The sequence below is a fragment of the Paenibacillus sp. GL_099_B genome (assembly GCF_057835695.1).
The window spans coordinates 3,199,020-3,225,096 of sequence record NZ_CM174430.1 but is presented as its reverse complement, the minus strand read 5'-3'; the positions used below and the strand labels follow the sequence as shown (position 1 = coordinate 3,225,096).

General features: G+C 45.7%; 21 protein-coding genes. 1 reads left to right on the top strand and 20 read right to left on the bottom strand.

The window, feature by feature from the left end; translation table 11 throughout:
* Positions 1 to 12: 12 nt before the first annotated feature.
* The 16 genes from AC3ITG_RS14845 to AC3ITG_RS14770 form a co-directional block, all read right to left on the bottom strand.
* Entirely contained in the window at positions 13 to 927 is a 915-nt protein-coding gene (locus tag AC3ITG_RS14845) for an ABC transporter permease (protein WP_063565144.1), read from the bottom strand.
* A 61-nt stretch (positions 928 to 988) separates the two neighbouring features.
* Positions 989 to 2,725 carry an extracellular solute-binding protein gene (locus tag AC3ITG_RS14840; RefSeq protein ID WP_163752918.1) on the bottom strand — a complete coding sequence of 579 codons (1,737 nt, stop codon included), beginning with the start codon at positions 2,723 to 2,725 and terminating at the stop codon, positions 989 to 991.
* Positions 2,726 to 3,058: 333 nt separating this feature from the next.
* Positions 3,059 to 4,717, bottom strand: a complete 1,659-nt coding sequence (locus tag AC3ITG_RS14835) for an extracellular solute-binding protein (protein WP_489254195.1) — start codon at positions 4,715 to 4,717, stop codon at positions 3,059 to 3,061.
* A gap of 49 nt (positions 4,718 to 4,766) precedes the next feature.
* On the bottom strand, positions 4,767 to 6,173 hold the full coding sequence (locus tag AC3ITG_RS14830; RefSeq protein ID WP_163752919.1) for a response regulator transcription factor: 1,407 nt from the start codon (positions 6,171 to 6,173) through the stop codon (positions 4,767 to 4,769).
* Positions 6,170 to 7,882 (bottom strand): sensor histidine kinase, encoded by a 1,713-nt coding sequence (locus AC3ITG_RS14825; protein ID WP_449009013.1) that lies wholly within the window; start codon positions 7,880 to 7,882, stop codon positions 6,170 to 6,172. The genes AC3ITG_RS14830 and AC3ITG_RS14825 overlap by 4 nt, the downstream gene beginning before the upstream one ends.
* Before the next feature lie 158 nt (positions 7,883 to 8,040).
* A complete protein-coding gene (locus tag AC3ITG_RS14820; protein WP_079697598.1) occupies positions 8,041 to 8,163 on the bottom strand; it encodes a sporulation protein YjcZ in 123 nt (40 codons plus the stop codon).
* A 134-nt stretch (positions 8,164 to 8,297) separates the two neighbouring features.
* A complete protein-coding gene (locus AC3ITG_RS14815; protein ID WP_413378488.1) occupies positions 8,298 to 9,140 on the bottom strand; it encodes a DUF427 domain-containing protein in 843 nt (280 codons plus the stop codon).
* A 1-nt stretch (position 9,141) separates the two neighbouring features.
* Positions 9,142 to 9,969 (bottom strand): DUF427 domain-containing protein, encoded by an 828-nt coding sequence (locus AC3ITG_RS14810; protein ID WP_489254194.1) that lies wholly within the window; start codon positions 9,967 to 9,969, stop codon positions 9,142 to 9,144.
* Between the two features lie 35 nt (positions 9,970 to 10,004).
* Positions 10,005 to 11,549, bottom strand: coding sequence for an HAL/PAL/TAL family ammonia-lyase (locus tag AC3ITG_RS14805; protein WP_489254193.1), 1,545 nt, complete (start codon positions 11,547 to 11,549; stop codon positions 10,005 to 10,007).
* On the bottom strand, positions 11,542 to 12,648 hold the full coding sequence (gene ertC, locus AC3ITG_RS14800; protein WP_489254192.1) for a thiohydantoin desulfurase: 1,107 nt from the start codon (positions 12,646 to 12,648) through the stop codon (positions 11,542 to 11,544). Before ertC ends, AC3ITG_RS14805 begins: the two co-directional genes overlap by 8 nt.
* 45 nt (positions 12,649 to 12,693) lie before the next feature.
* Positions 12,694 to 14,370 carry a thiourocanate hydratase gene (ertB, locus tag AC3ITG_RS14795; protein WP_489254191.1) on the bottom strand — a complete coding sequence of 559 codons (1,677 nt, stop codon included), beginning with the start codon at positions 14,368 to 14,370 and terminating at the stop codon, positions 12,694 to 12,696.
* A gap of 61 nt (positions 14,371 to 14,431) precedes the next feature.
* A complete protein-coding gene (locus AC3ITG_RS14790; protein WP_489254190.1) occupies positions 14,432 to 15,793 on the bottom strand; it encodes an LLM class flavin-dependent oxidoreductase in 1,362 nt (453 codons plus the stop codon).
* Positions 15,794 to 15,867: 74 nt separating this feature from the next.
* A complete protein-coding gene (locus AC3ITG_RS14785; protein WP_489254189.1) occupies positions 15,868 to 16,806 on the bottom strand; it encodes an ABC transporter substrate-binding protein in 939 nt (312 codons plus the stop codon).
* A 29-nt stretch (positions 16,807 to 16,835) separates the two neighbouring features.
* Complete coding sequence (locus AC3ITG_RS14780) at positions 16,836 to 17,486, bottom strand: ABC transporter permease (RefSeq protein WP_489254188.1); 651 nt, start codon at positions 17,484 to 17,486, stop codon at positions 16,836 to 16,838.
* Positions 17,483 to 18,622, bottom strand: a complete 1,140-nt coding sequence (locus AC3ITG_RS14775; protein ID WP_489254187.1) for an ABC transporter ATP-binding protein — start codon at positions 18,620 to 18,622, stop codon at positions 17,483 to 17,485. The genes AC3ITG_RS14780 and AC3ITG_RS14775 overlap by 4 nt, the downstream gene beginning before the upstream one ends.
* Before the next feature lie 297 nt (positions 18,623 to 18,919).
* Entirely contained in the window at positions 18,920 to 19,666 is a 747-nt protein-coding gene (locus tag AC3ITG_RS14770; RefSeq protein WP_489254186.1) for an IclR family transcriptional regulator, read from the bottom strand.
* 146 nt (positions 19,667 to 19,812) lie between these two features.
* Here AC3ITG_RS14770 and AC3ITG_RS14765 point away from each other — a divergent pair, with 146 nt between their 5' ends.
* Entirely contained in the window at positions 19,813 to 21,339 is a 1,527-nt protein-coding gene (locus AC3ITG_RS14765; protein WP_489254185.1) for a multicopper oxidase family protein, read from the top strand.
* Between the two features lie 153 nt (positions 21,340 to 21,492).
* On the opposite strand, the gene AC3ITG_RS14760 is transcribed toward AC3ITG_RS14765, so the two are convergent.
* From AC3ITG_RS14760 to AC3ITG_RS14745, 4 genes are read right to left on the bottom strand one after another with little or no spacing between them, the layout of a single operon-like run.
* A complete protein-coding gene (locus tag AC3ITG_RS14760; RefSeq protein WP_489254184.1) occupies positions 21,493 to 22,881 on the bottom strand; it encodes an MGH1-like glycoside hydrolase domain-containing protein in 1,389 nt (462 codons plus the stop codon).
* A 28-nt stretch (positions 22,882 to 22,909) separates the two neighbouring features.
* The gene (locus AC3ITG_RS14755) at positions 22,910 to 23,761 is read right to left on the bottom strand and encodes a carbohydrate ABC transporter permease (RefSeq protein ID WP_489254183.1); all 852 of its coding nucleotides are present in this window, start codon (positions 23,759 to 23,761) and stop codon (positions 22,910 to 22,912) included.
* Positions 23,739 to 24,797, bottom strand: a complete 1,059-nt coding sequence (locus tag AC3ITG_RS14750) for a carbohydrate ABC transporter permease (protein ID WP_413378464.1) — start codon at positions 24,795 to 24,797, stop codon at positions 23,739 to 23,741. Before AC3ITG_RS14750 ends, AC3ITG_RS14755 begins: the two co-directional genes overlap by 23 nt.
* Positions 24,798 to 24,809: 12 nt before the next feature.
* Positions 24,810 to 26,060 carry an ABC transporter substrate-binding protein gene (locus AC3ITG_RS14745; RefSeq protein ID WP_489254182.1) on the bottom strand — a complete coding sequence of 417 codons (1,251 nt, stop codon included), beginning with the start codon at positions 26,058 to 26,060 and terminating at the stop codon, positions 24,810 to 24,812.
* Positions 26,061 to 26,077 lie beyond the last annotated feature (17 nt).

Below are 26,077 nucleotides of genomic sequence, written 5' to 3'. Positions count from 1 at the left end.
AGTTTCGCCTCCTTAGAATATTTTTCTGTCGGTGTATTTTTTGGCCAATTCATTGGCGGACAATAATAGAACAATACCGATCACTGACTTGAACAACCCAACAGCTGTACCAAAACTATACTGTCTGCCAACGAGACCAATCCGGTATACATAGGTATCCAGAATATCGCCCGACTCATAGACAACCGGGTTATACAGATTGTAGATTTGATCGAAGCCTGCGCTCAAAATATTGGTCAGACTCATAACCCCCATTAGCAGGATAATAGGGAGCATACCCGGTAATGTAATATGCCAGACTTTTCTCCACCAGCTCGCTCCATCTATCCCTGACGCTTCATAGAGGCCGGGATCAATCGAGGTAATTGCAGCCAAATAAACGATGGAGCTATAACCGAATTCCTTCCATACGTCCGTCCCGATAATCAGCGGCTGGAACCAGGTGTTGCTTCCGAGAAAATTAATATTTTCCAAGCCGAAAAAGGCTAAAATCTGATTTACACTTCCATCCAGGCTGAACATGTTAACAACCACGGAGGCCAGAACGACCCAAGACAAAAAGTGAGGCAGATATACAATGGTCTGCACGGATTTTTTAACAAATTTAAAGCGGATTTCGTTTAATAAAATGGAAAAAATGATGGCCATCAGGGTGCCAAGTAGAATCTTGGCGATGGCAATCACCAACGTATTACTGATTACTTGGCCGATGTCCGGCAGCTTGAACATATAAATAAAATGCTTGAGCCCAACAAACTCGGAGCCAAACATACCTTTGGCTGGTACGTAATCCTGAAACGCCGTAATGACACCAACCATTGGAATGTAGCTGAATACCAGCAAAAATAAAATGCCTGGCAGCATCATCATATGATACATGGCACCTGTGCCCAAGCGGTTTCTTGCTTTATATTTTTCCTGCTTCATGGATGAACCCCTTTCCTGAAGAAAGGCTGCTTAGCGCAGCCCATCAGCAGTGTTAGCTTAATTATTTTTGGGATGTGGTCTCGGCTTCGATCTCCTGGATCACTTGGTCTCCGCCTTGTTTCTTCCAATTGGTGACGAATGTTTCGAAGTAATCCAGCGGTTCTGCACCCGTTATGATTTTGATGAAAGATTCCTGTTCCATTTTGGTCAGGTTAGCCCACGTCTGTTTCATGCTTGGTGTAGTTCCGGAGAACGCTGGCGTCATCCAGTTGAATTTGCCTTCTTGTGTCAACTTATCGATCAGCCCCACTCCGTTCATACGTGAGTGATATTTCGACCAAGCTGTTACATCATCCGTATCCTGGTCTTTCAAGTACGTTTGGATACTGCCAATATTGTTCTTCGATTCCGTTGTACGGACCTGATCCAAACCGATCTCGCCTTTAATTCCACGAACAACGTCGGAGTAATCATCCAACAGGGATGTTGCCGAGTTGACTTCAATATTAAAAGGTCTGGTTGAACCGTCTACGCCGCTTTCCAAATACTTAGCTGCCTCTGGCATGGTAGTTGCGACATCTTTGTCATTTGCCAATTTATCGTAGAACAGATTAATAATTTTAATCGCGAGTTCCGGGTGTTCATAACCTTTTCTCACAACGATAAACTGACCGGATGGATTGGCATGTGCCACGTTTACCTTACCGTCTGCATCCTCCAACGTATAAGCCGTGAATTTTGCATGTTTATCCATCTGTTTCACACTGCTCAGTCCCCAGTCTGGAATGTGCCACGGTCCAAAAGCAATTCCGCTCTGACCATTGGTGTACAGTGCAGTGATATCGTCAAATGTACGGGTTCCAAATTGCGGGTCAATGATACCTCTCTTGAACCAGTCGGCCATAACACCCAACATCTTCTTGGTTTCCTCTGTAGTCGAACCATAAATGATGCTGCCGTCTTCACCCTTCATCCAATATTGAGGATACGCGCCTTCGGTTGAAGCAACACCCAGCATGGTATAGGCAGAACCGTTATAGTCCGTCGTATTCAGGGTGTTCACAAAAGGAATGCCCACTGGTTTCCCAGTTTGCCCAGGATCTTTTTTCAGGAACTCTTCTGCTGTTTTCTCTACATCTTCCAGCTTGATGGCACCGTCTCCGTCAGCATCGAGTTTGATTCCCAGCACATCCAACCAATCCTGACGAACCCAAACCATAGTTGGTGCGGAGTCCAGAGAGGTCGCTGGAAGGCCCATCAGTCGGCCATCAATCGTGGCATTGTCCAGTGCACGACCATCGTAGGAGTCGTAAATTTGCTTGATATTATCGGTGGCATATTGTTTGTATACTTCCGTCAGATCTTCAATCAGATCATTATCAACCAGTTCTTTAAGTTCATCCTTGGAATCGACACGCATCATATCGGGCAACTCCCCGGAAGCGATTGCAAGAGAGACCTGACGACTGTAATCTTCACCATTAGCCTCAAATTGGTCCTTAATTTGTGCGTTAAACGATTCTTTAACCAGACGGGTATACGCATTGTTCTCATATGTATCTCCAGCCGGCAATTTCGGGTTCGCCGTCGTAACACGCCCCATCGTTACCGTCACTTCGTCTTTATAAGCACTGAACGGATCTCCAGGTGTTACCTCATATTGACCTGCATCCTCAGCAGTCGGCGGATTGGAGGATCCCCCACAGGCTGCAAGGACGGAAACCATCAATGCGGACATGGACAGCACAGCCAGTCGTTTCGTCAACAGTTTGCTTTTTATTGACCAATTATTTCTCATCAAATTCAACTCCCCTTCGTTCTGATTATTTCTCTATCATGTTGTTTGCGCTTTCATTATAAAACTTGGAGAAGCTTAATCGAGATAGGGATTAAACGCTAGTTTGGATAGAGAAATGTATACAGTTTTCGCTCGGATCAACGATCAACATGAAGGTTGTGAACATTTATCTCACCTACTGACTTACATTTGTCTATCCTCGTTAATAAGTTAGGGTACCACAGCTAGTGTGGCACAAAGAAAAACCGGCAAACTCCTTAAACAGGAGTCTACCGGCTATGAATGATCGAATTGAGTAAAAAGCGTGGGGATTCACGCAGATATGTTAGCATTTCAGCGTTGATTTTGTGAAGCAGTCACTTCAGCAGTCACTTGGTCGCCTCCCTGTTCTTTCCACTCTTGTACAAATTGATCGAATGAATCGATCGGTGCAGCGCCTAAAATAATTTTCAAAAACGTATCATGTTCCAGCTTGGACAGTTTGCTCCACAATCTCTCCACCGCAGGCGTTCGTTTATAGGTAAGGCTTCGAACTTTATGGATATTCGGATCAAAGAAGTTTCTTCCACCCACGAGCAGTGAATAACCACGCATAAAGTTCTCGTTGTGCTGATCCCAATACGAAATGCCAAGTTGATCATAAGGCTTTAGCTTGGTTTGTTTTATCGTCGAAACTGTATTTTCCAGCAGCTTATATTCGGACTTGTCCTTAAAATCAGCTGGGGTTTTGGTTCCGGCCAGAATCTCCTGCACGGCTTTGGATTCAAATCGTGCTTCATCTGCTGGAGCAAAGAAATTGCGGCTGAGCATAAAACTGGTACCATACTTGAACTCATCACGGAGGTATAGATTGTTTATCTTGATGATCGCTTCGGGATGAGCATACCCTTTGCGAACCACCAGGAAAGAACTTGAGGGATTATCCACCTTCACACGAAATGCTCCGTATGCATCCAGTGGGAGCGCGTAAGCCTGCCAATTCGCCTTGGGATCATTCAGCCAAGCGCTTGGGAGCGGCCAGTAGCCTGCAAAGAAACCTTGAAAGAACATCCCCGCCTGCCCGCTAATGACGGTTTCCTCAGGTTCTTTGCGAATACCCAGATCTGGATCAAGGAGACCTTTGGCATACATATCACGAAGTCTGACCAAGGCGTTCCTTGTCTCTGGTAGAATCGAACCGTATACAGGTTTTCCATCTTTTTCGAGCCAATATCCAGGGAAAGCTCCATAAGCTGCGAAGATTGGCGTTAGATCAAAAGCAAAAGCGCTGTTGTTGAAATCGTTAAACAGACTTGTGCTTGAGGCAAGCCCGATCGTATCCCGTTTTCCGTTTCCATCCGGGTCCTGCTCCACAAAGGCCTTCGCGATAGCTTCCAATTCGTCCACTGTTTTTGGTGGTTTTAATCCAAGACGATCCAGCCAGTCCTGCCTGATCCAGAGCATACTGAAGTCCTCCGCCGTTACAGACGGAACAGCCATCATTTTCCCTTCAAAGGTCACTTGTTCCAGAGCCAATCCATTGGTGCTGTCGATAATTTTTTTCATCTCAGGTGAAGCGCTGCTTGCATATGCCTTGGTCAGATCTTCAATTTCTCCCGCTTTGACCATCTCATTCAACTGAACTTGATTAACGATCATCGCATCAGGCAAATCATTGCTGGCAATAGCCAGATCTATTTTCTGTCCAAAATTCTCCTTAGATACCTGCCACATGACCTCGACGTCAATGTTGAGGTTTTGCTTAATCATCGTTTTCCACATATTCTTTTCTAATGTCTCTCCTTCGGAGAGATCCGTACCTGTGGGGTCAACCACATATCCCAACCGGATGGAAACGGGATGTTCATATTTACCGAATGGCTCGGTGGCAGCTGTGTCAGGAGCGGTTGTCGTTGGACCAATTGGCGATTCCCGAAAGTATGAAATACTGAAAAATACGATACCTGCAATCAAGCTGACGACAACAACACACACAGCCATCTTCTTGATCATTGCTTTCCCTTCTTTCACCGGATTGTCAGTCGGTTGTGTGGAGCGCACACTATTTGTCCGCTCTGCCTAACTGCCGATATTCACTAGGCAGCACGCCTGTCAGTTCGCGAAAGATTCGGCTGAAATATTTCTCATCCGTATAACCCACCCGCTCTGCAATCCAGAAAATCGTGTTGTTTGTGTTCAATAAATACTCTTTAGACTTCTCCATTCGTATATATCGGGAATAATCATTAAAGGTTTTTCCCATGATGTCCTTGAAGCATTGGCTGAAATAGCTGCGGCTAATGTTGAGTTGCTGGGACAGCCCTGAAGCTGTAAATGCCTGATCCAAATCATTCTGCATAATCATCACGGCTTTTTTCACTCCATCTATCATTTCCTGAGAATAAGAAACCTGTTCATCCGCTTTTCGAATACTCTCAGAGGTCTGCTTGATCCACTGTTCCACTTCGTACCAGGATTGAAAAGAATGGATCATTGAGATTCTGCCCAGTGTAGTCTGTGCGAAAAGATGGTTCCACTCCATGACCAGGGAGTACAGTAATCCCATCAGCTGCCCTTTTTGCAGCCTTAGAGATTTAAACTCTTCAACAAGCTGATTATAATAATTATCGTTATGCGTCCACGGAGATAGAAACCAACTTCGCTTAATACGATCCATGTCCTCATCCCGAGGTTCTGTTGGAGCTGTATCTTCTTCATTCATGGAAACGGCAATAACCGGATCTTGGGGTTCATACGCATAAAATAAGGACGTTTCTGTATAGTTTATAATCCAGTTTTGAATTTGCGACCATGTCCGTTCCTGTACTTCAGACAACACCAGTAGCGCACCTTGAGGAACTTGATCCAAATATCCCTTCAATCTATCAAATAGCTGATCCTCTCCACCCTGAGGTACCGCCCACATCCAGCTGTTCCGTTCTACTTCAAATTGGACCTCGTCTGAACCGGATTCGAATCCAATGGGCCAGATCTGGCCAGATTTTCGGTCCAGTGAAACAAGTGCATACACTTTACGATAATGGACGTTGATTTCACCTAGCTGCGGCAACTTTCGTCTTGTATTCGTGAGCTCACCAATCCGGGTATGTATTCGATTCAGTACATGTTCGAATTGTTCCTTCTCAAGCTGAACTTTGGCTATATAGTCGATCGCTCCCAGCCGAAGCGCTTCCTGGATATAATCAAAATCCTGATGAAGAGTAAGCACGACAATATGAAGTTCCGGGTATAGCTGCCTTGCAGCGCGCATCAGTTCAATGCCTGACATCACGGGCATCGCAAGATCCGTTAGCATCAGATCCACCGAGTTGGATTCCAGAAAATCCAGCGCCTTAGCCCCGTTACTTGCTTCTCCAACAACCTCCATGCCGAAATCGTTCCACGGCATTGCGGAGCTTATTCCTTTTCGTACCAATTTATCATCATCCACAATCAATACCTTAATCATGCCGAGATATCTTCTCCTTTGATCGGAAGTATAAGCAATATGCTTGTGCCAGTTCCCAGTTCACTCTCAATCACCAGTTGAGCTTGATCCCCGTATTGTGCTTGTAACATGCGGTGAACATAATTGAGCCCGATGCCCATCCCTACTTTTTGATGATCTGCTACACGATTGTTCAGAAGTCTTTCAATCGCTTCCTCCGTCATGCCAGCTCCATTATCCTGAATCATAATGTTCAGCGTTTCTTTGCGTGTTACTTCAATTTGAATAAAACCTTCGTCGCTCAGTCCATGGTAAAGTGAGTTTTCAACCAGTGGCTGTAGAATAAAACGAGGTACAGGTATTTGAAGCACTTGTTCATCAGCCGAAATACGCACATCAAATTCAAAATCATAGCGGATTTGCTGCAGGATCAAGTACTGTCTAAGCGCGTCAATTTCCTCTTCCATTGTGGAAACCTGTCCTAATTTACCCAAATTGTAATACAACAGCTTATTCAGGGACTGCACCAGCTTGTCAATCTCCCCTTGTCCATTCATTACCGCCAGCCAGTGGACCGTATCCAGCGTATTCATCAAAAAATGAGGATTGATCTGGTACAGCAGCTTCTCCACTTCAAGGTCTGCACGAATTTTCTCTTTCTGCTGCACCTCTTTGAAGAGGTCACCGATTTGATGCTGCATATTCGAGAATTCGCCTAACAGAAAATCAAATTCTGGAATCTGCGTGCGGGTCTGACTGCCTGCCGTTTGTGGATTTTGAGACATGCCGTTGATCTCCGAATGGAACAGACCGAGGGGTTTATAAACCATCTTCCACAGCAGCCAAGCCAGAAATACCGTAAAGCCCAGGAAAAATAAAGCGACCAGTAATATTTGAAGCAACCACTGGTTTTTCTCCTGTTGATACTTGGCCTGCGAGATCACCGACACAACGCTCCAGTTCTGAGTGGAACCCTGTCTGAACCAATGATAATCGCGAGCTATTCCGTCGGATGCTGCACCATTCGAAAAGCTGGAGAAATTCTCCCCGACTCTCATCGCTTCCGGAATCTCACTATACACAATATTCCCCTCTCCATCGAGGATCAAGTGGGATAAATCTCCTTTGTACTGATTGTAACCCAATATATCCTGTGCAAGGTGAAAACCGGATTCAACGTAAATATAAACATCGTCCCTCTGGGGTAATTTTACCTTCCGCATGGCGGATAAAACGAGCTGATCATCAAACCGGTTCATACTGACATGAGGACCATAGTAGGTAATCCCATATGCTTTGGAGAGCACAGGCAAAGATTCGGGTGCAAAACGATCCTTTATAGGAAAGTTTCCAAACTGTGTGGAGCCATCCTTCTGAAAATAATACAATGTCAAACCGATATTCGGGTTGGTAAAAGTTACGACATTTAATTCGCTCTTTAGTTCATCCCGAGTTTCAATCAATTCAAATATATTGGAGGACGGCTTTAACACCTCATCCAACTTTTTGCCTAATGTTCCACTGTAGGATAATTGCTGAGTAACATGATTCAGGTTGGTAATCGAATTCTCCAGTGAGGAAGTCACTTGCTGTAAATTGCTCCGAATGCCATCATCGATCTTGTTCGCAAAAATGGAATCAATGGTGTAGTAGGAAATCGCAACTATACTAATGAAGGGAATAAACGCACTGAGAAAAAACAGTAAAAAGATTCTTTTTTTAAGTGTCATTCCAACCTATTCTCCTTAACTTCATCCATTCTATGTTGAATGCATAACTCCATAATTATAGATTGATAATTCAATATGTCAAACGCTTTCAAATTGTGATCATGACAAAAAGACTCTACCAGCGTTATGCCGGTAGAGCCCTCCAAAGAGCGTAAGAATTAAACCAGGAAAGCTTTAGAGATGATGACCAACAAGATGAACAGAACAAGGATTGCTCCGATGGATGTGAAACCACCGTATCCACCAAGACCTCCAACATTTCCATATCCTACTTCACTCATGTAATCTCCTCCTCTTTTGTGTTATGTCATAAGGTATTCAAATCGTTGTGTATTGACAAGGCTTTTGAGGCAATCATCAAAAAAAAGGGCTCTATCCGCTTATGCAGCAGACAGAGTCCCCCATCACACACTCATCATTGTCTTCTGACAGTTACTTCAGTTTCATTAAAGAATTCAAGTGCAGAATAGTACCATTTTGGTTTGGGCTGTAACTCGCCATCCACATAGACATCGACTTGCTCATTATAAAACGACATCAATCCAGCAATCTTTGGAATTTCGGGAATTGGATTTAGATAACTCCACACGATATTCTCATAGGTCTGTCCATTGAGGACAGCCGTCCAGTAGGATGCATCACCTTTATAAGGGCAGGATGTCTGCTTGTCATTTGCGGTAAGCACATTCTGATCCACGTCTTCTACCGGAAGATAATAGCGAACGGGAACTCCCGTTTCAAATACGATCACCGGGCGGCGGCTATCTGCAAGCTTGATGCCATCAAGAACGATCTGAACATGGCGGGAACTTTGGATCGCATCAACGCGCTTGTATGGGTCACGCGGGTGGACGAAGATCTGCTCTTCTTCTTCATACCAGGCGTCCACCTTGTTCCAATAGAAAGCCACAAAACCTTTGATCGACTCGATGTCCTTAAGTGGATTCTCATAACCCCAGACTGCATTTTCAGAAATACGCTCACCCACTTGAATGGTCCAGTAAGAAGCATCCCCTTTAATAGGGCAGTGGGTCTGCAACTCAGTCTTCACCAGAAATTGTTGCGTCACATCTTCTTGTGGAAAATAATATACCGGTAACTTGCCACGCTCATGAAGTGTAATAACACGTGTGCTGTCCGCAATAGTCTCACCAGCAAACGTGACGTGAACCCGGCGTGGATTTAGATCTGCCTTCAACATTAGTTTATCTTCCTGACGCAGAGAGCAGGCAATAGATGAATCCAGATGATTTACCATTTCACTTTATCCCCCATCCTATATTGCGGTAAGGAAGGCGATCATCAGCAGATAGGGACCACTTTACCCCATCCACATAGAGCGCATCCACAGACTCATGGTAAAAGCATAACAGTCCTTCAACTTCATGAACTTCTGGTAATGGGTCCTTATAGCTCCAAACAAGATTATTGTATTCTCTTCCATTAACTGAAGCAGTCCAATAGCTGGCTATCCCTTTATAAGGGCAAGTTGTGGTTAAATCAACTGGCTTCAACAAATCAAGGCGCACATCCTCCTGATGAAGATAATAACGCGGGGTCAATCCTGTTTCATATAGAATCACAGGTCGCTTGCTATCAGCAACAATTACTCCATCTAACTCGATTTGAACATGACGTGAGGCCGGAATCGCATCCACCCTGGAAAACGGGTCCCGCGCATGAACGAATACTTCTTCCTCTTCCTCATACCAGGCATCTACTTTTTTCCATGAAAAAGAATAATGATCCTGCAAAGAGACCTCTTCCTGTTGCGCACCCGAATAGCTCCATACCGCATTCTCTACCGTACGTCCACCACTGCTAATATGCCAAAACAATTGATTTCCTTTATACGGATCATTCACCAGCTTTTCTGAAGGTTTGAATACGTCAAGGTTCACATCTTTCTTCGGAAAATAATAAACGGGCAGTCTTCCTGTTTCGGTAACAACGAGAACTTCCTTGCTGTCTGCGATAAACTCTCCGTCAAATTTTACGCGAATCCACTTTGGACTGACCTCCGCACGAATTTGCCAGCCCTCTTGGGAATGGTCCCGTAAAGACCACTGGGGATCAACATGTGCCATTGTACTTCCTCCTCTTTCCATCATTATTGAGAGAATTAATTCATCTTCCCACGAACTGCTTTCAGCCATTTCCCTTCCTTAAGCAGAAGGTAGGCACGCTCTATATCTATGGTTTGATTACGGTCTTCTGACAAAAAAGGAACCTCGGAACGCAACAGTTCATAACCTGCTCTTGTCCCCTCACCTAGAGTCATATCCATACGCAGATCAGTAGCTTGAGCAGCATGGAGCGCTTCAATCGCCAAAATATAAGTAACACGATCAACAATCTCTCTTACCTTGCTTACAACGTAAGGAGAATTGGCAGCATGATCCTCCATGTCTCCCGCCAGTGAGAAATAATCAGATGAAACGGGATTACTCAAATGACGAATTTCTGCATCCAGTGAGGTTGCTGTTTTCTGAACCGTGCAGAAACCGACGGAGCGGCTCGGATCAGCCGTCAAGAAGCGGCTTAACCCTGTAAAGTCCGGGTCACCCAGCTTGATCATGCGATAGCATGAACTTTTGGATACATGATGCAGCGCACTTCCAAGCATCTCGAAGCCTAGTGTCCATGTTATGGGGTCATAATTGGCGCAGGATAAGATTCTTCGCTCTTCCGTCAGCACACAGGGGTTATCGTCCGAGCTATTGAGATGAACTTCAAGCTGCTGGCGCGCATAGGCATAAGCATCTCTTGCCGCTCCATGAATCTGGCAAGCGTCACGGAAGCTCAGCGGGTCTTGCAGCGAATCAGGATTAAAACCATTCCAGAGTCCGCTGCCACGCAGACTACGCCGGACCATAGCCAGGCTCTTTAACTGCCCTGGAAAAGGACGCTTGAGATGAACCGCTTCATCCAACGGACTAATATTACCCCGAATGGCTTCCAAAGACAGCGCGTATACAGAGTCTGCGGTATCCAGTAACTCTTCGATGTCGAAGAGCGCCAGTGCTCCGTTTCCGGCTGAGAGAGCATTGGAACTGACGATAGCCAGACCGTCCTTGGGGCCAAGGCGCAGGGGTTCCAATCCCATTGCCATTAACGCATCGCTCGCTGGTATACGATTGCCTGCCATGTGCACTTCACCTTTACCAATCATGGCCAGACCGATATGCGAAATCGAGGTAATATCCGCCGCACCCACAGATCCGCGAAGCGGGAGAACCGGGTGAATACCCATATTGAGAAAATCTGCATAACGTTTGGCAATATCGGGCTGAGCACCGGTAGCTCCTGCAAGCAGGCTATTGAGCCGGGCAAGCATCACAGCACGAACGACATCTTCTGTAGCCTCTGGCTTCACCCCAGCACTATGAGATAACAATAAATTCCGGTTATAATCTTCAAAATAATCATCTCCGATGACCTTGTCCTTATTCCAGCCTACTCCACGATTCAGTCCATAGACAGGAACGCCTTCTGCAGCTAGTTCATAAATTACTTTACGTGCAGTGACTAGTCGTTCCCAGGCTTCATCGGCGATCACTACGGATCTCTGCGAACGAGCTACTCTCTCCACATCCTCAATGGTCATGCGGCTTCCGTCCAATACAATTTGGTTCGAGCTGAGCGAGAGAATGCTCTCCTCAAGCATAGATTGTTTTCTCCTTGTCAAAAGCAAAACTCTGCAAATCGATGCCCAGCATTTCTTCCACCTCGGGATATACGCTGGGATCCTTTACACTGGAGCTCAGTGGTACCTTGGATTTATCAATGGCGAAGACCGCTATTTCCATACCCTCTTCAACATCTCCCACACTCACAGGCAGACCCTTCTTCAGGTCAAACGTAGTAATTACGTCCGGGAATGTGGTCAGGCGTGTACCTTCATCGTCCTCGACAGCCATATATTCATTCATCACATGAAGCGTAAGCCTACGGTTGGGGATGGATACTTCGATCGTACCCACATCGAAAGCACCTGAATAACGAACATTTTTTGTCGTCACTGTCCCTCTGCCGAGGATTCTTCCATTGGTTTTGTGTACCACAGCCTCTAGCACCGCTTCTGGTCCCTCCGGCTCTGCCTGCATAATGACACGGCCCAACTCAATCGCTATCGAGATGCCACCGATCGCAGCATGCTTCTTAATATGTTTGATTGGGAGCGGGTGCCGTGCGGCGGCAATAAACCCACCCGCCATGTCCGAAGCAGTACGCAGTATATTGGAGGTCCGTGCCGGAGTTCCCTTAACCACAAGTTCCATGTAGCTGCCAATCTCTGGTTTGCCGCCAGCCACTGCCTGTATCGTCTCGTAATCAATAGAAGACGCGAGGCCAAGTGATCCCATCTTGCCTGTCGGATGTGCGCGGATATCTCCAGTAGCATCAATAACAGCAAGACCAAGGGCTGCTGCCGGCAGCCAACCGTTAATGGTACTGGACATGCCATTCTGCGGAGTCATGACCCCGGCTATTTTGCCATCATAGTTTTCAATGATTAGCTGAACAGCCTTAATGTAGTCCTTTCCAAGCATTTGCCAGTCTCGTCCGGCAGGTGCCCCGATTGCGGTACATGTCAATATAATGGCGTCATCCGGCAGTTCATCTACCGACAGGAGCTTCGGTCGTCCGATGCTCAGTGCCGCGTGTCCGATCTCCAGTCCATGATCCACCCAGCCTCCGCCGCCGCTGGCAAATACAGAGCCGCCTTTGACAGCAGCGTTTACATCATCTCTTGTTAATTCCCGCATAAAATCTCCTCCTGGATGAAATTTCTGTTGGACCATTTCCCGATGTTATTTCACAGTGGATGAAATGGTTTCATATTGATGGGTATCAATTCGGGCAATTCCCTTTGCTTTAACCTCGGCCAACGATTGCTCATAACCGGCATCCGCATAGCGGAGTACGCCAAGACCAGTATCATTGTCAAGCGCTGTACGAAGACGTACATCACTTGCCTCTGATCCGTCGGCTACAATGGTGACTCCCGCACTTGTCATATAACCGGAATAGCCCCCTCCGCCGGAATGAATCGCCACCAGATCAGCCATGGAAGAACAATTGAGCATGGCATTCAACAACGGCCAGTCGGAAATCGCATCGCTTCCGTCTTTCATCCGCTCGGTCATAATGTTGGGATGAGCCATAGCAGCTGCATCCAGATGATCCCGGGAGAAGGCGACTGGTCCTGCAAGTTTTCCTTCTCGAACCAATTGGTTAACCGAGAGTGCCAGCTTGCTGCGGTCTTTATGCCCAAACCAGCCTATACGGGCCGGCAATCCCTCAAACGGCACATACGTATTCGCGAGTTTGATCCAATTGGACACGATGTCATTATCACTAAATTCTTTCAGGATATAATCGTCAATGATTCGTATATCCTCTGCCTCGCCGCTAAGAGCAATCCAGCGGAAAGGTCCGATAGCCCGCGCAAAAAGGGGACGAAGAAAAGCTTCCGTAAAAATATCGATCTCAAAAGCATTCGTAACTCCATATTGCACTGCCTGTGAACGGATATTGTTGCCATTGTCAAAAACGACCGCTCCCCGTTGTTTGAATTCCAACATCGCCTTTACTTCATTCGCGATTGAAGCTCCAGCAGCAGCCTGAAGCTCAGTCGGATGCTCTTGTCGTGCCACACCAGCGGATGCAGGTGAGTAGCCGCTTGGGATATATCCGTATAACAAATCATGTGCAGATGTTTGGTCAGTCACAATATCCGGCTGGACACCCCTCCGAAGTAGTTCTGGATAGACATCCGCAGCATTTCCGAGCAGTCCAACGGACAGGCTTGTGCCGCTGCTTACAGCTTCATTAATCCATAGCAATGCTTCATCCAGGCTATCTGTCTTTCGCTGTAAATAACCGGCATCGATTCGTTTGTCTATTCTCTCCTCCGCAACCTCTACACAAAGGATTGCCGCATTAGCCATATAACCCGCTAAAGGCTGCGCGCCCCCCATACCGCCCAATCCAGCGGTTAGAATGAAACGTCCTCTCAAATCTCCGCCGAAGTGTAGCCTTGCGATACTTTGGAAGATTTCATAGGTTCCCTGTATGACACCCTGTGATCCGATGTATTGCCAAGCAGCCGCAGTAAGGCCGCCCCAAATGATCAGTCCTTTATCTTGCAACTCATAGAAATTCTCACTGGTTGCCCATCGGCCGACCAGATTGCAGTTAGCCATCACGACTAGTGGTGCTTGCCGATGGGTTCTGAATACACCAATCGGTTTGCCTGACTGAATGACCAGTGTTTCGTCTTCCTCCAATTGCTTTAGGGTATCGACAATTGCCAGATAGGAAGGCCAGTTACGGGCGGCCTTTCCAAGGGAGGCATAGACGATCAGCTCCTTCTGGTTCTCGCCGTTCTCGAGCACGTTCTCCAGCATGCGCAGCAACGCTTCCTGACGCCAGCCTTTGCATCGCAGCACGCCACCTCGTTCAGCAACAATCCTTTTCACAGTCACTCCTCGCTTTCGGTCTCCTGCTATATCATTACATTGGAGTTATTTGTACTTCCTCGTTGAGTTATCTTTCTGCCGTTCCTAAAGTAATCTTTTCTTGTGAATAGCGGTTTTCTGGTTTGCTGAGTCCAAAATGGTCCCTTAGTGTAGTGCCTTCATATTCTAGGCGCAACAAACCTCTGCGCTGAAGAATGGGCACTACCTCTGCTACAAAATCATCCAGAGCACCAGGCAGGTGAGTAAAGGCAATATTGAATCCATCCGCTGCACCATTGTTGAACCATTCCTCAATATGATCGGCAATCTGCTCGGGAGTTCCGGCAAAAGCCCGTTTGCTTACTATCCGTTTGGCAAGCTGGATCAGCGTCAAATCTTCCTCCTTGAGGATACGTCGGATACGTTGTAAACCGCTTTTACTCTGATTAAAGCCTTCTTCTTCAGGCAGGAAAGGCAGCGGTTCATGCAGCGGATAGCCAGAAACGTCCACCCCGATATAATGTGAAAGCAAGTCCAACGCAAGTCGGTCTGGAGTAAGATTCTCGACAATAGCAAGCTGCTCCGCCGCCTCTTCGGCAGTAGCCCCAATAATGGGCATCAAGGCAGGCAATATCTTGATTTCATCGGGAGAACGGCCATATTTAGCAAGCCTTCCCTTGATGTCTTCATACAGTGCTTTCCCTTCTGAGAATGTGCCACCAGGGGCAAATACAATTTCTGCCGTTGCCGCGGCTACCTCTTTACCGGCTTCCGAAGCTCCGGCTTGGATCAAAACAGGATACCCTTGTGGCGGACGGGAGATATTGAGGGGTCCTTTTACTTTAAAATGAGTACCTTCGTAATCCAGATTGTGCAGCTTGTTCTTGTCTGCAAAATACCCACTTTCCTTGTCGAACAGCAATGCATCCTCTTCCCAGCTGTCCCAAAGCCCCTGCGTTGCCTCTACAAATTCTTTCGCACGTTCATATCGCAGCTCATGCTGCAGATGGCGTTCCTTACCGAAGTTCCGGGCCTCTTCGTCCGTCTGAGACGTCACAATATTCCACGCGGCTCGCCCGCCACTGAAATGATCCAGCGTCGCCAGCTTCCGGGCAATATGATACGGATCGTTATAGGTCGTCGATATGGTCGCCGCCAAACCAATATGGGACGTTACCGCCGCCAGTGCGGAAAGTAGTGTGAACGGCTCCGGCCGAATGCTATTGGCATGGCTAATACCCGATTCGAATCGGTCCCAGACATACAGTTCATCGGCGTAGAAGAACATGTCAAATCTTCCACGCTCCGCCGTCTGCGCAATTCTTTTGTAATAATTGAAATCAAGAAGTCCCTCTGCTTCAGACCCAGGATGTCTCCAACTTGAAATATGCTCACCCGCCGGAAAAAACATCATTGCCCCCAGCGCAAGCTGACGATTATCATTACTCACAATGCATCACCCTCTCTTATTACTCGTTGTTAGACAACGCAATTGCTATTGATCATTGATCCCTCATGAAAAACTCACTTGATTAGTCCCTGCGCTTTCAGCCAGTCCCGCGCTACATCAAGTGCCGGCTTTTGATCCTGCTCCACCTCTGCATTCAACTTTTGCATTGCCTTCTCATCCAGTTTTCCTGCCAACTTGTTGAGGACTTCTTTCAACTCCGGATGTTCATCCAGCGTCTGCTCACGAACCACTGGAAATGCATCATACGGAATAAACACATGCTTGTCATCCTCCAAGGCTACGAGGTCATTCGCCAGGATTTGGCTGTCCGTTGAATACGAGAGCTTCACATCAATCAGCTTTTGCTTTATCGCCTGATACTGCAAGGAAGGGTCCTGAATGGATTTCGTCTCCTTGAACTTTGGTTTGTATATGCTCTCTACATAAGGCCAGGCATCTGGGCGATTCAGAAACTCCTCACTGGCTCCAAAAACCAGTTCACCTGATTTCTCAGCAAGTTGAGAAGCTGTCTTCAGCCCATACTTCTCAGCGGTTTCTCTACGTACTGTAAAGACATAGGTATTGTTGAACCCTAGGGGGTCTAGCGCTATCAATTTGTTCTTTTCCTTGAGTTGGGTTACGACTGTTTTAAATGCTTTATCTGCATCAAATTCTGGGTCCAGCTTCAAAATATTGATCAAGGCCGTCCCGCTGTACTCTACATAGGCATCCACATCTCCTGAGTCAATGGCATTCCAGAGCAGTGTGTTGTCCAGCTTCTTAATCTCTGTCTTCAGCTTCGTGTCATTCTCAACCAAGAGTTTGAAGGCGTTGGCCAAAATATCCGACTCTGCGAATCCTTTTGTGGCCAGTACGATGGTATCGTTGCGCCCGGACGCATTGGAATTCGAGCACCCCGCTGCTATCAGCACGGTCGTCAACACCAGCCCAAAGGTGATAAGCAGCCTGCCTCCTTTGATTACACTCCATCTTTTTTTGTTTGTGGTTGTCATGATTGCTTCCCCTCTCCCTAAGTAAAAGCTTAAAATTTATTCAAATGCCGCAAACCTTTCGGGGTGAGCGCCCTGTTAAGCAGCAGCAAAATGAAGTTAACGGAGATTACCAGCAGCGAGACGGGGATAGCCCCTTCCATAATGGTAACCGTGTTGATCATGGCAATGCCTCTTGTGATGATGTCTCCCAGGCCTCCTGCGGCAATATAGGTCGCAATTGTCGTAAGGCTGATCGTTTGCACCGCGACGAGCCTTACGCCGGCCATGATGACACTGCGCGCAATCGGAAGCTGAATCATCTTCATCATCTGCCATTTGGTCATGCCCATTCCGGTTCCTGCCTCAATCAGAGAAGGATGAACACCATTAATGCCGACATAGGTGTTCTGGAGCATTGGAAGCACGGCATATAAGGTTAATGCAATAATGGCGGGTGTTGTGCCGATACCTACCAGCGGAATCATGAATCCGAACAAGGCCAAACTTGGGATGGTCTGGATGGCAGAAACTACAGTAATGATTGTATTTGCCATCCGCTTGCGGCTGGTCAGATAAATACCAAGGGGGATTGCAATAATTCCCGCCATGAGGACGGAAATGAGGGACAGATACATGTGCTCTCCCATTTTCTCAACGATCATCGGCCAGTCAGCAGCTAACGTATCCCATACATGGTTCATGCGCTGGTCTCCTCTCGGTGAAAGTGTCTCCCAATGGCTTCAATAACACCTGAGCGGGTTACCGTACCGATTAATCGGTTCTGATCATCCACGACAGGCAATATTCGTTGACTTTGCATCAGTTCGAACACATCAGAAATTGGTGTGTTCTCAAAGAGGGCGGGAGTCCCATTTTTCACAATATCGCCGACCTTCATTTTGCTGTCCTGCTGCAGATGTTCACTGATTTCTTCAATTCCTACAATACCCAGCAGCTCTCCCCAATTCCCGGTCACAGCAAGGGCATCAGCCTGATTCAAACGCAAGAGATCAAGTGCCTCTACGATTGTTGAGATATTACTTATCGAGAGACCGTCAATCATAATATGCTGTGCCATCCCACTTGGAAAAGAAGGACGAAACCTCTCCTGACCGATGAATTCGATCACAAAGTCGTTTGCCGGATGAGCCAGCAGCTCCGCAGGTGTACTGTTCTGAATTACCTCACCCTCCTTCAGTAGAATAATCCGATCAGCGATCTTCAGCGCTTCTTCAATGTCGTGGGTGACAAAAATTATCGTTTTATGCAGCCGCTGATTCAGCTGGATCAGTTCTTTTTGAAGCTGGACCCGGCTGATGGGATCAAGTGCGCTAAAAGGTTCGTCCATTAAAATAATGGAAGGGTCTGACGCCAGTGCACGAGCTACACCGATCCGTTGTTGCTGCCCTCCACTAAGCTCATGGGGATAACGTTTGCTGTATTGTTCAGCTGGGAGACCGATCAGGTTCAGTAATAGATCAACTCTCTCTTTTCGTTCTTCCTTTTTTGCTCCCTTAAGCCTCGGAACAATGCCAATATTCTCTTCTATGGTCATATGTGGAAACAAGCCAATTTGTTGAATCACATATCCGATATCGCGTCGGAGTTGGACTGCATCTGCAGCTCCTACATCTCGCCCTTCGACAAGAACTCTTCCCTGATTCGGCTCCTCAAGACGGTTGATCATTTTGAGCAGTGTAGTTTTGCCGCAACCCGATGGCCCAATAATTGTTACAATCTGTCCTTTCGGTACCTTAAGATTAAAATCATGTAGCACACTGCCGGAGCCATAATCTTTATTTACATGTTGGAACTCAACTGCCACTGCTTCAGTCATCGTTCTTCCTCTCCCTTCAAAGTAGAGTAAACTAATTTGTTAACTCGGATAAAAAATAAATTTTTTTGCATCCTTCAGTCATCATTTAACTAATATTGCGAATTCTTTCTAAAAAAGAAGAAGGCCTTGTTTCTCGCCAATTGGCGAAAAACAAGACCTCCAATGTTATGGTCAGTCATTTATTATTAACATGCGATAATTAAATTTCTTATTCCAATAATATTACCAAGAACATTCTTTTGTCAATCATTAATTCCACTATTTCTATCGGGATTAATCGTGATAGATGATTTTTTTCTATCCCCCTCCAAGTAGATTGGAGAGATGTTTGGACGATTCCATAACGCTATCAATCATTTCGGGTATTCTCTCTTTCGTCCCACGAAATAAGGGACCCGCAATAGACAAGCTTGCCACGACAAGACCATGACTATCCAATACCGGTGCTCCAATCGCGAATACATCGGGATCATATTCTCCTTCAGTACAAGCGAAGCCCTGTTCCTTGACAGCTTTCAAGCTATCAATCAATTCTGATCGGTTCCGATCGTTTGTAATATTCGCTAGTACCTTCTCAATCGTCTTCTCATTTTCAAAAGCCAGTATACTTTTTCCAGAAGCGCCTTGATGTAAAGGCAAACGTCTACCGTTCTCTATTACAAATTGAATAAGACCTCGACCTTTCACATGTTGAATGCATACAGCATCATTTCCAGTTCTGACGAACAATAACGAAGTTTCCTGTGTAGACTCCATCAGATTGATCATAATAGGCAATGCAAGTGATAATAACTCACGATGAATCTGTTGGTTCAAACTACGAGCTAAATCCAGAATACGCAAACCAAGTCCGATCTGATTCTTGCCCCTACGCTCCACAATCCCGTTCTTTTCAAGAGTTTGCAAAAAACGGTAAGTTGAGCTCTCCGGGATGTTGACCTTTTCCGCAATCTCACTAACCGATAATGTTCCATTCGCCTCAGATAACGCAAATAAAATATCCAAAGCCCTTCCAAGAGTGTTTGTTCCACTTTTCCGATCCAAAGCGACGCTCCCTTTCATTGAAATCATCCGTTTCTTTTATCATATAGTGAAAGATTGCGGAAATCACTATATAACTAACATAATGAACAAGTTCAAGATCATAAAATTACATAGTGATCCTAACCATAGGGAGGCTCCCAATTCTTATGCCTGAAAAGATAAAACTGCAAAAATTCGTGGATGAACTGCCTATTCCAAACACATTATCTCCTAAGAAGCGAAGCAGTAATAGTTCTTATTACGAAGTGACTATGAAGGAGTTTTCTCAGAAGCTGCATAGAGACTTGGGACCAACCCGTTTATGGGGTTATGACGGAACATTTCCAGGTCCTACGTTTGAAGTGATGAAGAATGAAACCGTGTTTGTTAAATGGATGAACGACCTGCCCAATAAGCACTTTCTTCCCGTTGATACTACGATTCATGGTTCGGAAATAACTGTTCCAGAGGGTAGGAGCGTTGTGCATTTACACGGAGGAAGAACGCCAGCTCATAGTGATGGCTACCCCGAAGCTTGGTTTACGAGAAATTTTGAGCAAACGGGGCCTTTGTTTGAACGAGAGGTTTATACGTATCCAAATATTGAACGAGCTACAATGTTATGGTATCACGATCATACAGTAGGAATTACAAGATTGAACGTCTACGCAGGACTCGCGGGATTTTATTTCATTCGAGACCAAAATGAACAATCCCTTAATCTTCCGAAAGGAAAATATGAAATCCCTCTACTCATTGTGGACCGATCATTCAATCCGGACGGATCTCTATACTACCCCAATAAACCGGATCAAAACGATGCAAACTTGCCTCATCCTTCCCTTGTTCCTCCTTTTGATGCGGATACCATTCTGATAAACGGCAAGGTTTATCCATTTTTGGAGGTAGAACCAAGAAAATACCGCTTTCGGATTTTAAACGCATCCAATAGTCGAATCCTTACATTAAAAATGGAATCCAATCAACCATTTTATCAACTTGGAACCGATAGCGGCTTTCTTGAGACAACAATAAGAATAAACGAATTTGTACTTTTAAGTGCCGAGCGTATAGATGTGATCATTGATTTTTCTCAATATTATGGTCAAACTATTATTCTCAAAAATGTCACCAAGAGTGCGTCCCCTGAAACAATAGATATCATGCAATTCAGAATAAGTGTCCCATTAAAAAGTATAGATACCAGCTCACTTCCATTTTATTTAGAAGCATTCGAACGACTCCCAAAAAGTATGGCAAAGAGAACAAGATATTTAACACTTGTCAGAGTGAAGGATCAATATGGTCGCTCCTTAAATCTATTAGATGGAAAAATGTGGATGGATCGAATTTCCGAAAGAATTGAAGTAAATACGATTGAAATCTGGCGTATCATCAATATCATTGATGATGATCCTCACCCCATTCATATTCATTTGGTTGATTTTCAAATTCTTGATCGTCAACCTTTTGATGTTTCTCATTTTCAGAAAACCGGAAAACTTATTTTCACAGGCCCCCCCACTCCTCCTAATCCGTATGAAATGGGATTAAAAGATACTGTAGCAACTCCCTTCGGTTATGTTACAACGATCATTGCTCGTTTCGGCCCCTTTACCGGACGTTATGTATGGCATTGTCACATGCTTGAGCATGAAGACTACGAAATGATGCGACCGTTTGATATTTTTTAGCGCACTCCAGCACTGCAATGAATGAATGGACATATCCCCCAAAAAATTACTAAAAAAAAGAGATATGTACCTCCAAAAAATGAGGCACATATCTCTAGTAAGCATTTTATGACTCTCTGTCACATGGCACAAGTATGCTAGAGATCTTGAATATTAACCTTCCTGCGCAATGGAAACACGGTGTATCTCATCTTCAGCCACTTTTATTGAAATAAAGCTGATCTGTTCTCCACCTTCGTTTGTTTCCTGTTTGGCAGCAACGGCTATGCCGTTGTGGTATAACGTCTCGGTATTTACAGGAAAAGCAGCCTTCCAGACAAAAGGTTTTCCAGATTGCAGCGTCACTTCACTCTCTGTATTCCCAGTATGTTTAATCATAATGTTCCGATCAAGGATAGGGATATTACCCATTTCCGCCCATTCCAGTGAATGTGTAAGTCTTGGCAAGGTGCTGATTACGGATGCTCCGTTTCCCTTAATTCCCATCAATCCGGAGGCCATGGAACCTATCACGCAATAAGATACCTCAGGGTAATCCCGTCGCTCCAATGATGGATTTACCAGCTCTTTCAATTCACTAAAGGCTTCTTCATTTTGGCCGTACTGATAAAAAATATCCGGCAGGTAAGTCTTTCCTTCAACGTTAGCAACACGATTGATCTTGACATCCTCAAGCGCCTTATGCAATTTCTCCGGGTCACTGACCGACCCGTAATAGAGAGGGAGAAATGTCCCTTCTGCATTATAGCCTGTTAGGAAAGAATGGTCTTGCAGCTTGGCGCCGAAGAAGCGCCCCTCCTCCTCGTTCCACCATTCTTGCTCATAACGCCGTTTCAAGTCTTGCGCCTTGGTAGCATACACTTCCGCTATCTCCGTTTGTCCCCTGAGACTGGCCAGATGGACAAATGCACGGTAACCGGCAATTTGAGCAGCGATCATATCACCACCCATCAAAGGCTGATGTCCAGCTTCGTTGAATGTAGCCAGGCCCCTGCGTCCGTATTCGGGATAATATTCCAATACTCCATCTCCGTCTTTGTCCCAGGTACTTGTATATTCATTTAACGTTAAATTGAAGAAGTCCAGTAACTTACTGTTATTTAAATAATAAGTATCGCCCGTCCATAAGTATTGACGCAAGCTGGCGTCAATAATGTCGAAATTTGCCGGGAGATTATACCAAAAATCCTCATCGCTTTCATAATCGACTGGGGCAGGAACATTGTCCCTATTGATCTCCCAGTAAGTACACCAGTCACGCGACTCAGCAATATTTTCGGCAAAATGCATGATCATATTCTTGGTGTGGAGACGAAGTCCAAGAACAGCAGCTCCGGTGCTATGGTGCATGACATCACGGATGCAGAATGCCTCTCTGGCTGGAAGAGCGGCTTCGTACCATAGCCCGACGGGATCTTCACCAAAGTGGGCATATTCCAGCGCCTGCCGTTTGGCCCAAACAAAACCTTCATTCAACTCCTTATCGGAAGATTGAAAAGTTACAGCACCAGCTTGGGATTCTATTTCTCTCTCATAAGACATGACAAAGTCACTCCTGTCCTTTTTCGGTTTAACTTTCCTTGGAACCTGAGAAGGTCAGACCTTCCATAAATGCTTTTTGCGCGGTGAAGAATAATAGGATACACGGCAAAGTGATTACAACAGCCGCTGCCATTAGCAAGTTGGTATCTGTGGCATAAGTACCCTGAAACCCCGCGAGACCGAGCGTGAGTGTCTTCCATTTGTCACTGTTAATATAAATAAGCGGTCCCATGAAGTTGTTCCAGGAGCCCATAAAGACCATGACCCCAACCGCCATCAGAGCTGGTTTGGACAGTGGTAGGAAAATCTTCCACCAAATTTTAAAATAACCGCAGCCGTCGATGATCGCTGCTTCCTCCAATGCGACGGGTAGCCGGGAATAGAACTGACGTAGCAAAAAGATATAGAACGCCGATCCAAAGAAGGCTGGAACGATCAGCGGGTAAAGCGTATCCAGCATGCCCAGATTCTTGAACAGAATGAATTGCGGAATCATCGTAACCTCGCCTGGCAACAGCATGGTTGACAACACCAGTACGAACAATATCCCGCTTCCCCTCACCTTCAAACGGGCAAAGGCATAACCCACAATAGATGAAGAAAGAACCGTACCAATGATAGGGAACACCGTTGTAATCACAGTATTGATTAGATAACGACCAAACGGGAACGCGGTAAGCGCCTTCGCATAATTATCCCAGCGCCAGTTATCAGGCCATATGCTCATCCCGGAAACTGCGACCTCCTCCAGACTCCTTAGAGAGGCAGAAACCATCCAGAGAAAGGGATACAGGAACATAACGGCTCCGATCAGCAGCAATATATAGCCCAGCCAATGAACCTTTTTGTGAGCAGATTTACGCTCTTTTTTTACGGACACGTCGCTTCCTCCTTCCGGTTTGCTCTGTTTCGTAATAAACCCATAAAGCACTGCTGCGGAATACGAGCGCAGTGAACAGGAGGATAATCACAAAGAGTACCCAGGCTAACGCCGAACCGTAGCCCATTTTGAACCACATAAAGGCATTTTGATATAGATAGTAGGCATAAAATAACAACGAATTATCCGGTCCACCGTTAACCATGAAACCTTGGGTAAAGGTCTGGAATGCCCCAATCATACTTGTAACTGTGTTGAAAAATAAAATCGGTGAAATCTGTGGTAGCGTCACATGCCAGGCTTTTCTTGCCGCCGTTGCTCCATCAATCTCAGCCGCCTCATACAGGCTTTGTGGAATATCCGAAAGACCGGCCAGATAGATAATCATATTGCCTCCAACCGTCCAAAGACTCATGATAATGACTGCAGGCATTGACCATTCTGGACTGGAGAACCAGCCGGGGCCTTCGATACCTATCAAACGCAATAATGAATTGACCAGACCGACATTCGGGTTAAAGATCCAGATAAACAACACCATTTGTGCAACACCCTGCACGAGCGTTGGCAAATAATAGATGGTACGGAAAAAATAGATCCCGCGTAGCTTCAAATTCATCAGCAAGGCAATCGCTAAAGAGAGAATGACCTGCAAGGGTACACTTACGAGTGTGTAATAGAAGGTCACGGACAGCGATTTATAAAACATAGTATCCTTGAACAGCATGCGGTAGTTGTCCAAACCGATCCATTTCGGGTCGCTGACGACCTCCCATTTGTTGAAGCTGATATAGAATGAGAAAATCATCGGACCTACCGTAAATAACAGAAAGCCAATAATCCAGACTGAGACGAACAAATAAAAACTTGCTGTTTTGGTATGGATAATCCTCTTTTTCACAAGAACTCTGGTAATGGTAAAAATAATAGCGAATACTAGCACGATAACGGTCAGAAAAGGGAGAAGAGGCAACACAGCTGCCGGTGCCCCTATTCCTTCATAGAAATTGTAGATCCCTTCTATTATTCCATTCATAGTTTGCTCCCGTTAGTTTTGTTGTAAAATCTTGTTTATCTTCTCTGCCACCTGCGGGAATACTTCCTTCACATCCTTGTTTCCAATTCCGATTGGTGTCGTATCGTCGATAGCTTTCATCTCGTTGTTGATTTCATTCGTACCCTTCTGGGCTTCTTGTGTATGCTGCTTCTCGGCGGCAAGTACGAAGGCTTTCAGGTTCTTGTCGGGGGAAACCGTTTCAAACGCACTTGTTGCACTGGAAATAACCGGAACCCCATAGGCATTCTTGTTTCCTCCGATGATTTTTTGCACTTCTTCGTTTTGTGTAAGATGATTAATGAAAGTTTCGGCGGCTTCAACATTCTTGCTGTCTTTGCTTAGAGCCAGCCCGTTAACTTCTTTGGAACCGCCGTTCCCTGGGAAAGGAACAATATCCCATTTGAATTTCTGCACATCAGCCATTTGTGGCAAATACCAAGGACCGAAGTCGGTGAACATGCCGATTCTTCCTCCCAAATACCAGTTCATCATGCTTTGTCCCTGCTTCTCACTATCGTTCGGCACAATGCCGGCTTGTTTGCTAGAGACAATATACTCGGCAGCGGCTATGACTTCTGGTGAATCTAGTGCCGACTTACTCAGATCATCGCTGTAAAATTGACCACCGAACGCATAAATCCAGTTACCGAGCCACAGCGGTTCTGAACCAAAAATCTTTGTTGCCCCTTCTCCAGATGTGAGATTCTTTGCGATGTCATTGAATTGTTCAACCGTCATCGGTTCAGTCTTGCTTGGAAGCGGAATGTTATTTTTCTCAAAAAGATCGACGTTAATCGCCATAACCTTAGGCTTGATAATAAATGGTGCTGCATAGGCTTTGCCATCCACACTCATGGAATCGACGAGGGAAGGCGAACTGAAGAGCGATTCATCCAACTTCAATTCTTGGAAAGCGTTTGCAAAACCAGGCAAATCCCCTCCTGAGATCAGCATGACATCAGGAGTCGTCCCTCCAGCAATCATCGTCTGTAGCTTGGTAAGATAATCCTTCTGAATCCACTGGCTCTCAACCTGAATGTCAGGGTAATTTGTCTCGAAGTTATCAATGGCCTGCTTGATCGCATCAGCTTCTGACTGAGCTCCCCAGAAGGCAAATGTTATTTTCCCCTTGTCTTTCGTCCCACTCTGACTTTCCGACGAGTTCCCTTCATTTCCAGAACACGCCGACAATGCAATTACAACAAGTAGAGATAAAATAATCAAAGACCATTTTTTCATCATTTTTCCCCCTATTGAAT

Bases quoted from the DNA above. Each gene is read 5' to 3' on its own strand.
- AC3ITG_RS14845 (WP_063565144.1), bottom strand. From the start codon at position 927: ATGAAGCAGGAAAAATATAAAGCAAGAAACCGCTTGGGCACAGGTGCC.
- AC3ITG_RS14840 (WP_163752918.1), bottom strand. From the start codon at position 2,725: ATGAGAAATAATTGGTCAATAAAAAGCAAACTGTTGACGAAACGACTG.
- AC3ITG_RS14835 (WP_489254195.1), bottom strand. From the start codon at position 4,717: ATGATCAAGAAGATGGCTGTGTGTGTTGTTGTCGTCAGCTTGATTGCA.
- AC3ITG_RS14830 (WP_163752919.1), bottom strand. From the start codon at position 6,173: ATGATTAAGGTATTGATTGTGGATGATGATAAATTGGTACGAAAAGGA.
- AC3ITG_RS14825 (WP_449009013.1), bottom strand. From the start codon at position 7,882: ATGACACTTAAAAAAAGAATCTTTTTACTGTTTTTTCTCAGTGCGTTT.
- AC3ITG_RS14820 (WP_079697598.1), bottom strand. From the start codon at position 8,163: ATGAGTGAAGTAGGATATGGAAATGTTGGAGGTCTTGGTGGATACGGT.
- AC3ITG_RS14815 (WP_413378488.1), bottom strand. From the start codon at position 9,140: ATGGTAAATCATCTGGATTCATCTATTGCCTGCTCTCTGCGTCAGGAA.
- AC3ITG_RS14810 (WP_489254194.1), bottom strand. From the start codon at position 9,969: ATGGCACATGTTGATCCCCAGTGGTCTTTACGGGACCATTCCCAAGAG.
- AC3ITG_RS14805 (WP_489254193.1), bottom strand. From the start codon at position 11,549: ATGCTTGAGGAGAGCATTCTCTCGCTCAGCTCGAACCAAATTGTATTG.
- ertC (WP_489254192.1), bottom strand. From the start codon at position 12,648: ATGCGGGAATTAACAAGAGATGATGTAAACGCTGCTGTCAAAGGCGGC.
- AC3ITG_RS14785 (WP_489254189.1), bottom strand. From the start codon at position 16,806: ATGACAACCACAAACAAAAAAAGATGGAGTGTAATCAAAGGAGGCAGG.
- AC3ITG_RS14780 (WP_489254188.1), bottom strand. From the start codon at position 17,486: ATGAACCATGTATGGGATACGTTAGCTGCTGACTGGCCGATGATCGTT.
- AC3ITG_RS14775 (WP_489254187.1), bottom strand. From the start codon at position 18,622: ATGACTGAAGCAGTGGCAGTTGAGTTCCAACATGTAAATAAAGATTAT.
- AC3ITG_RS14765 (WP_489254185.1), top strand. From the start codon at position 19,813: ATGCCTGAAAAGATAAAACTGCAAAAATTCGTGGATGAACTGCCTATT.
- AC3ITG_RS14760 (WP_489254184.1), bottom strand. From the start codon at position 22,881: ATGTCTTATGAGAGAGAAATAGAATCCCAAGCTGGTGCTGTAACTTTT.
- AC3ITG_RS14750 (WP_413378464.1), bottom strand. From the start codon at position 24,797: ATGAATGGAATAATAGAAGGGATCTACAATTTCTATGAAGGAATAGGG.
- AC3ITG_RS14745 (WP_489254182.1), bottom strand. From the start codon at position 26,060: ATGATGAAAAAATGGTCTTTGATTATTTTATCTCTACTTGTTGTAATT.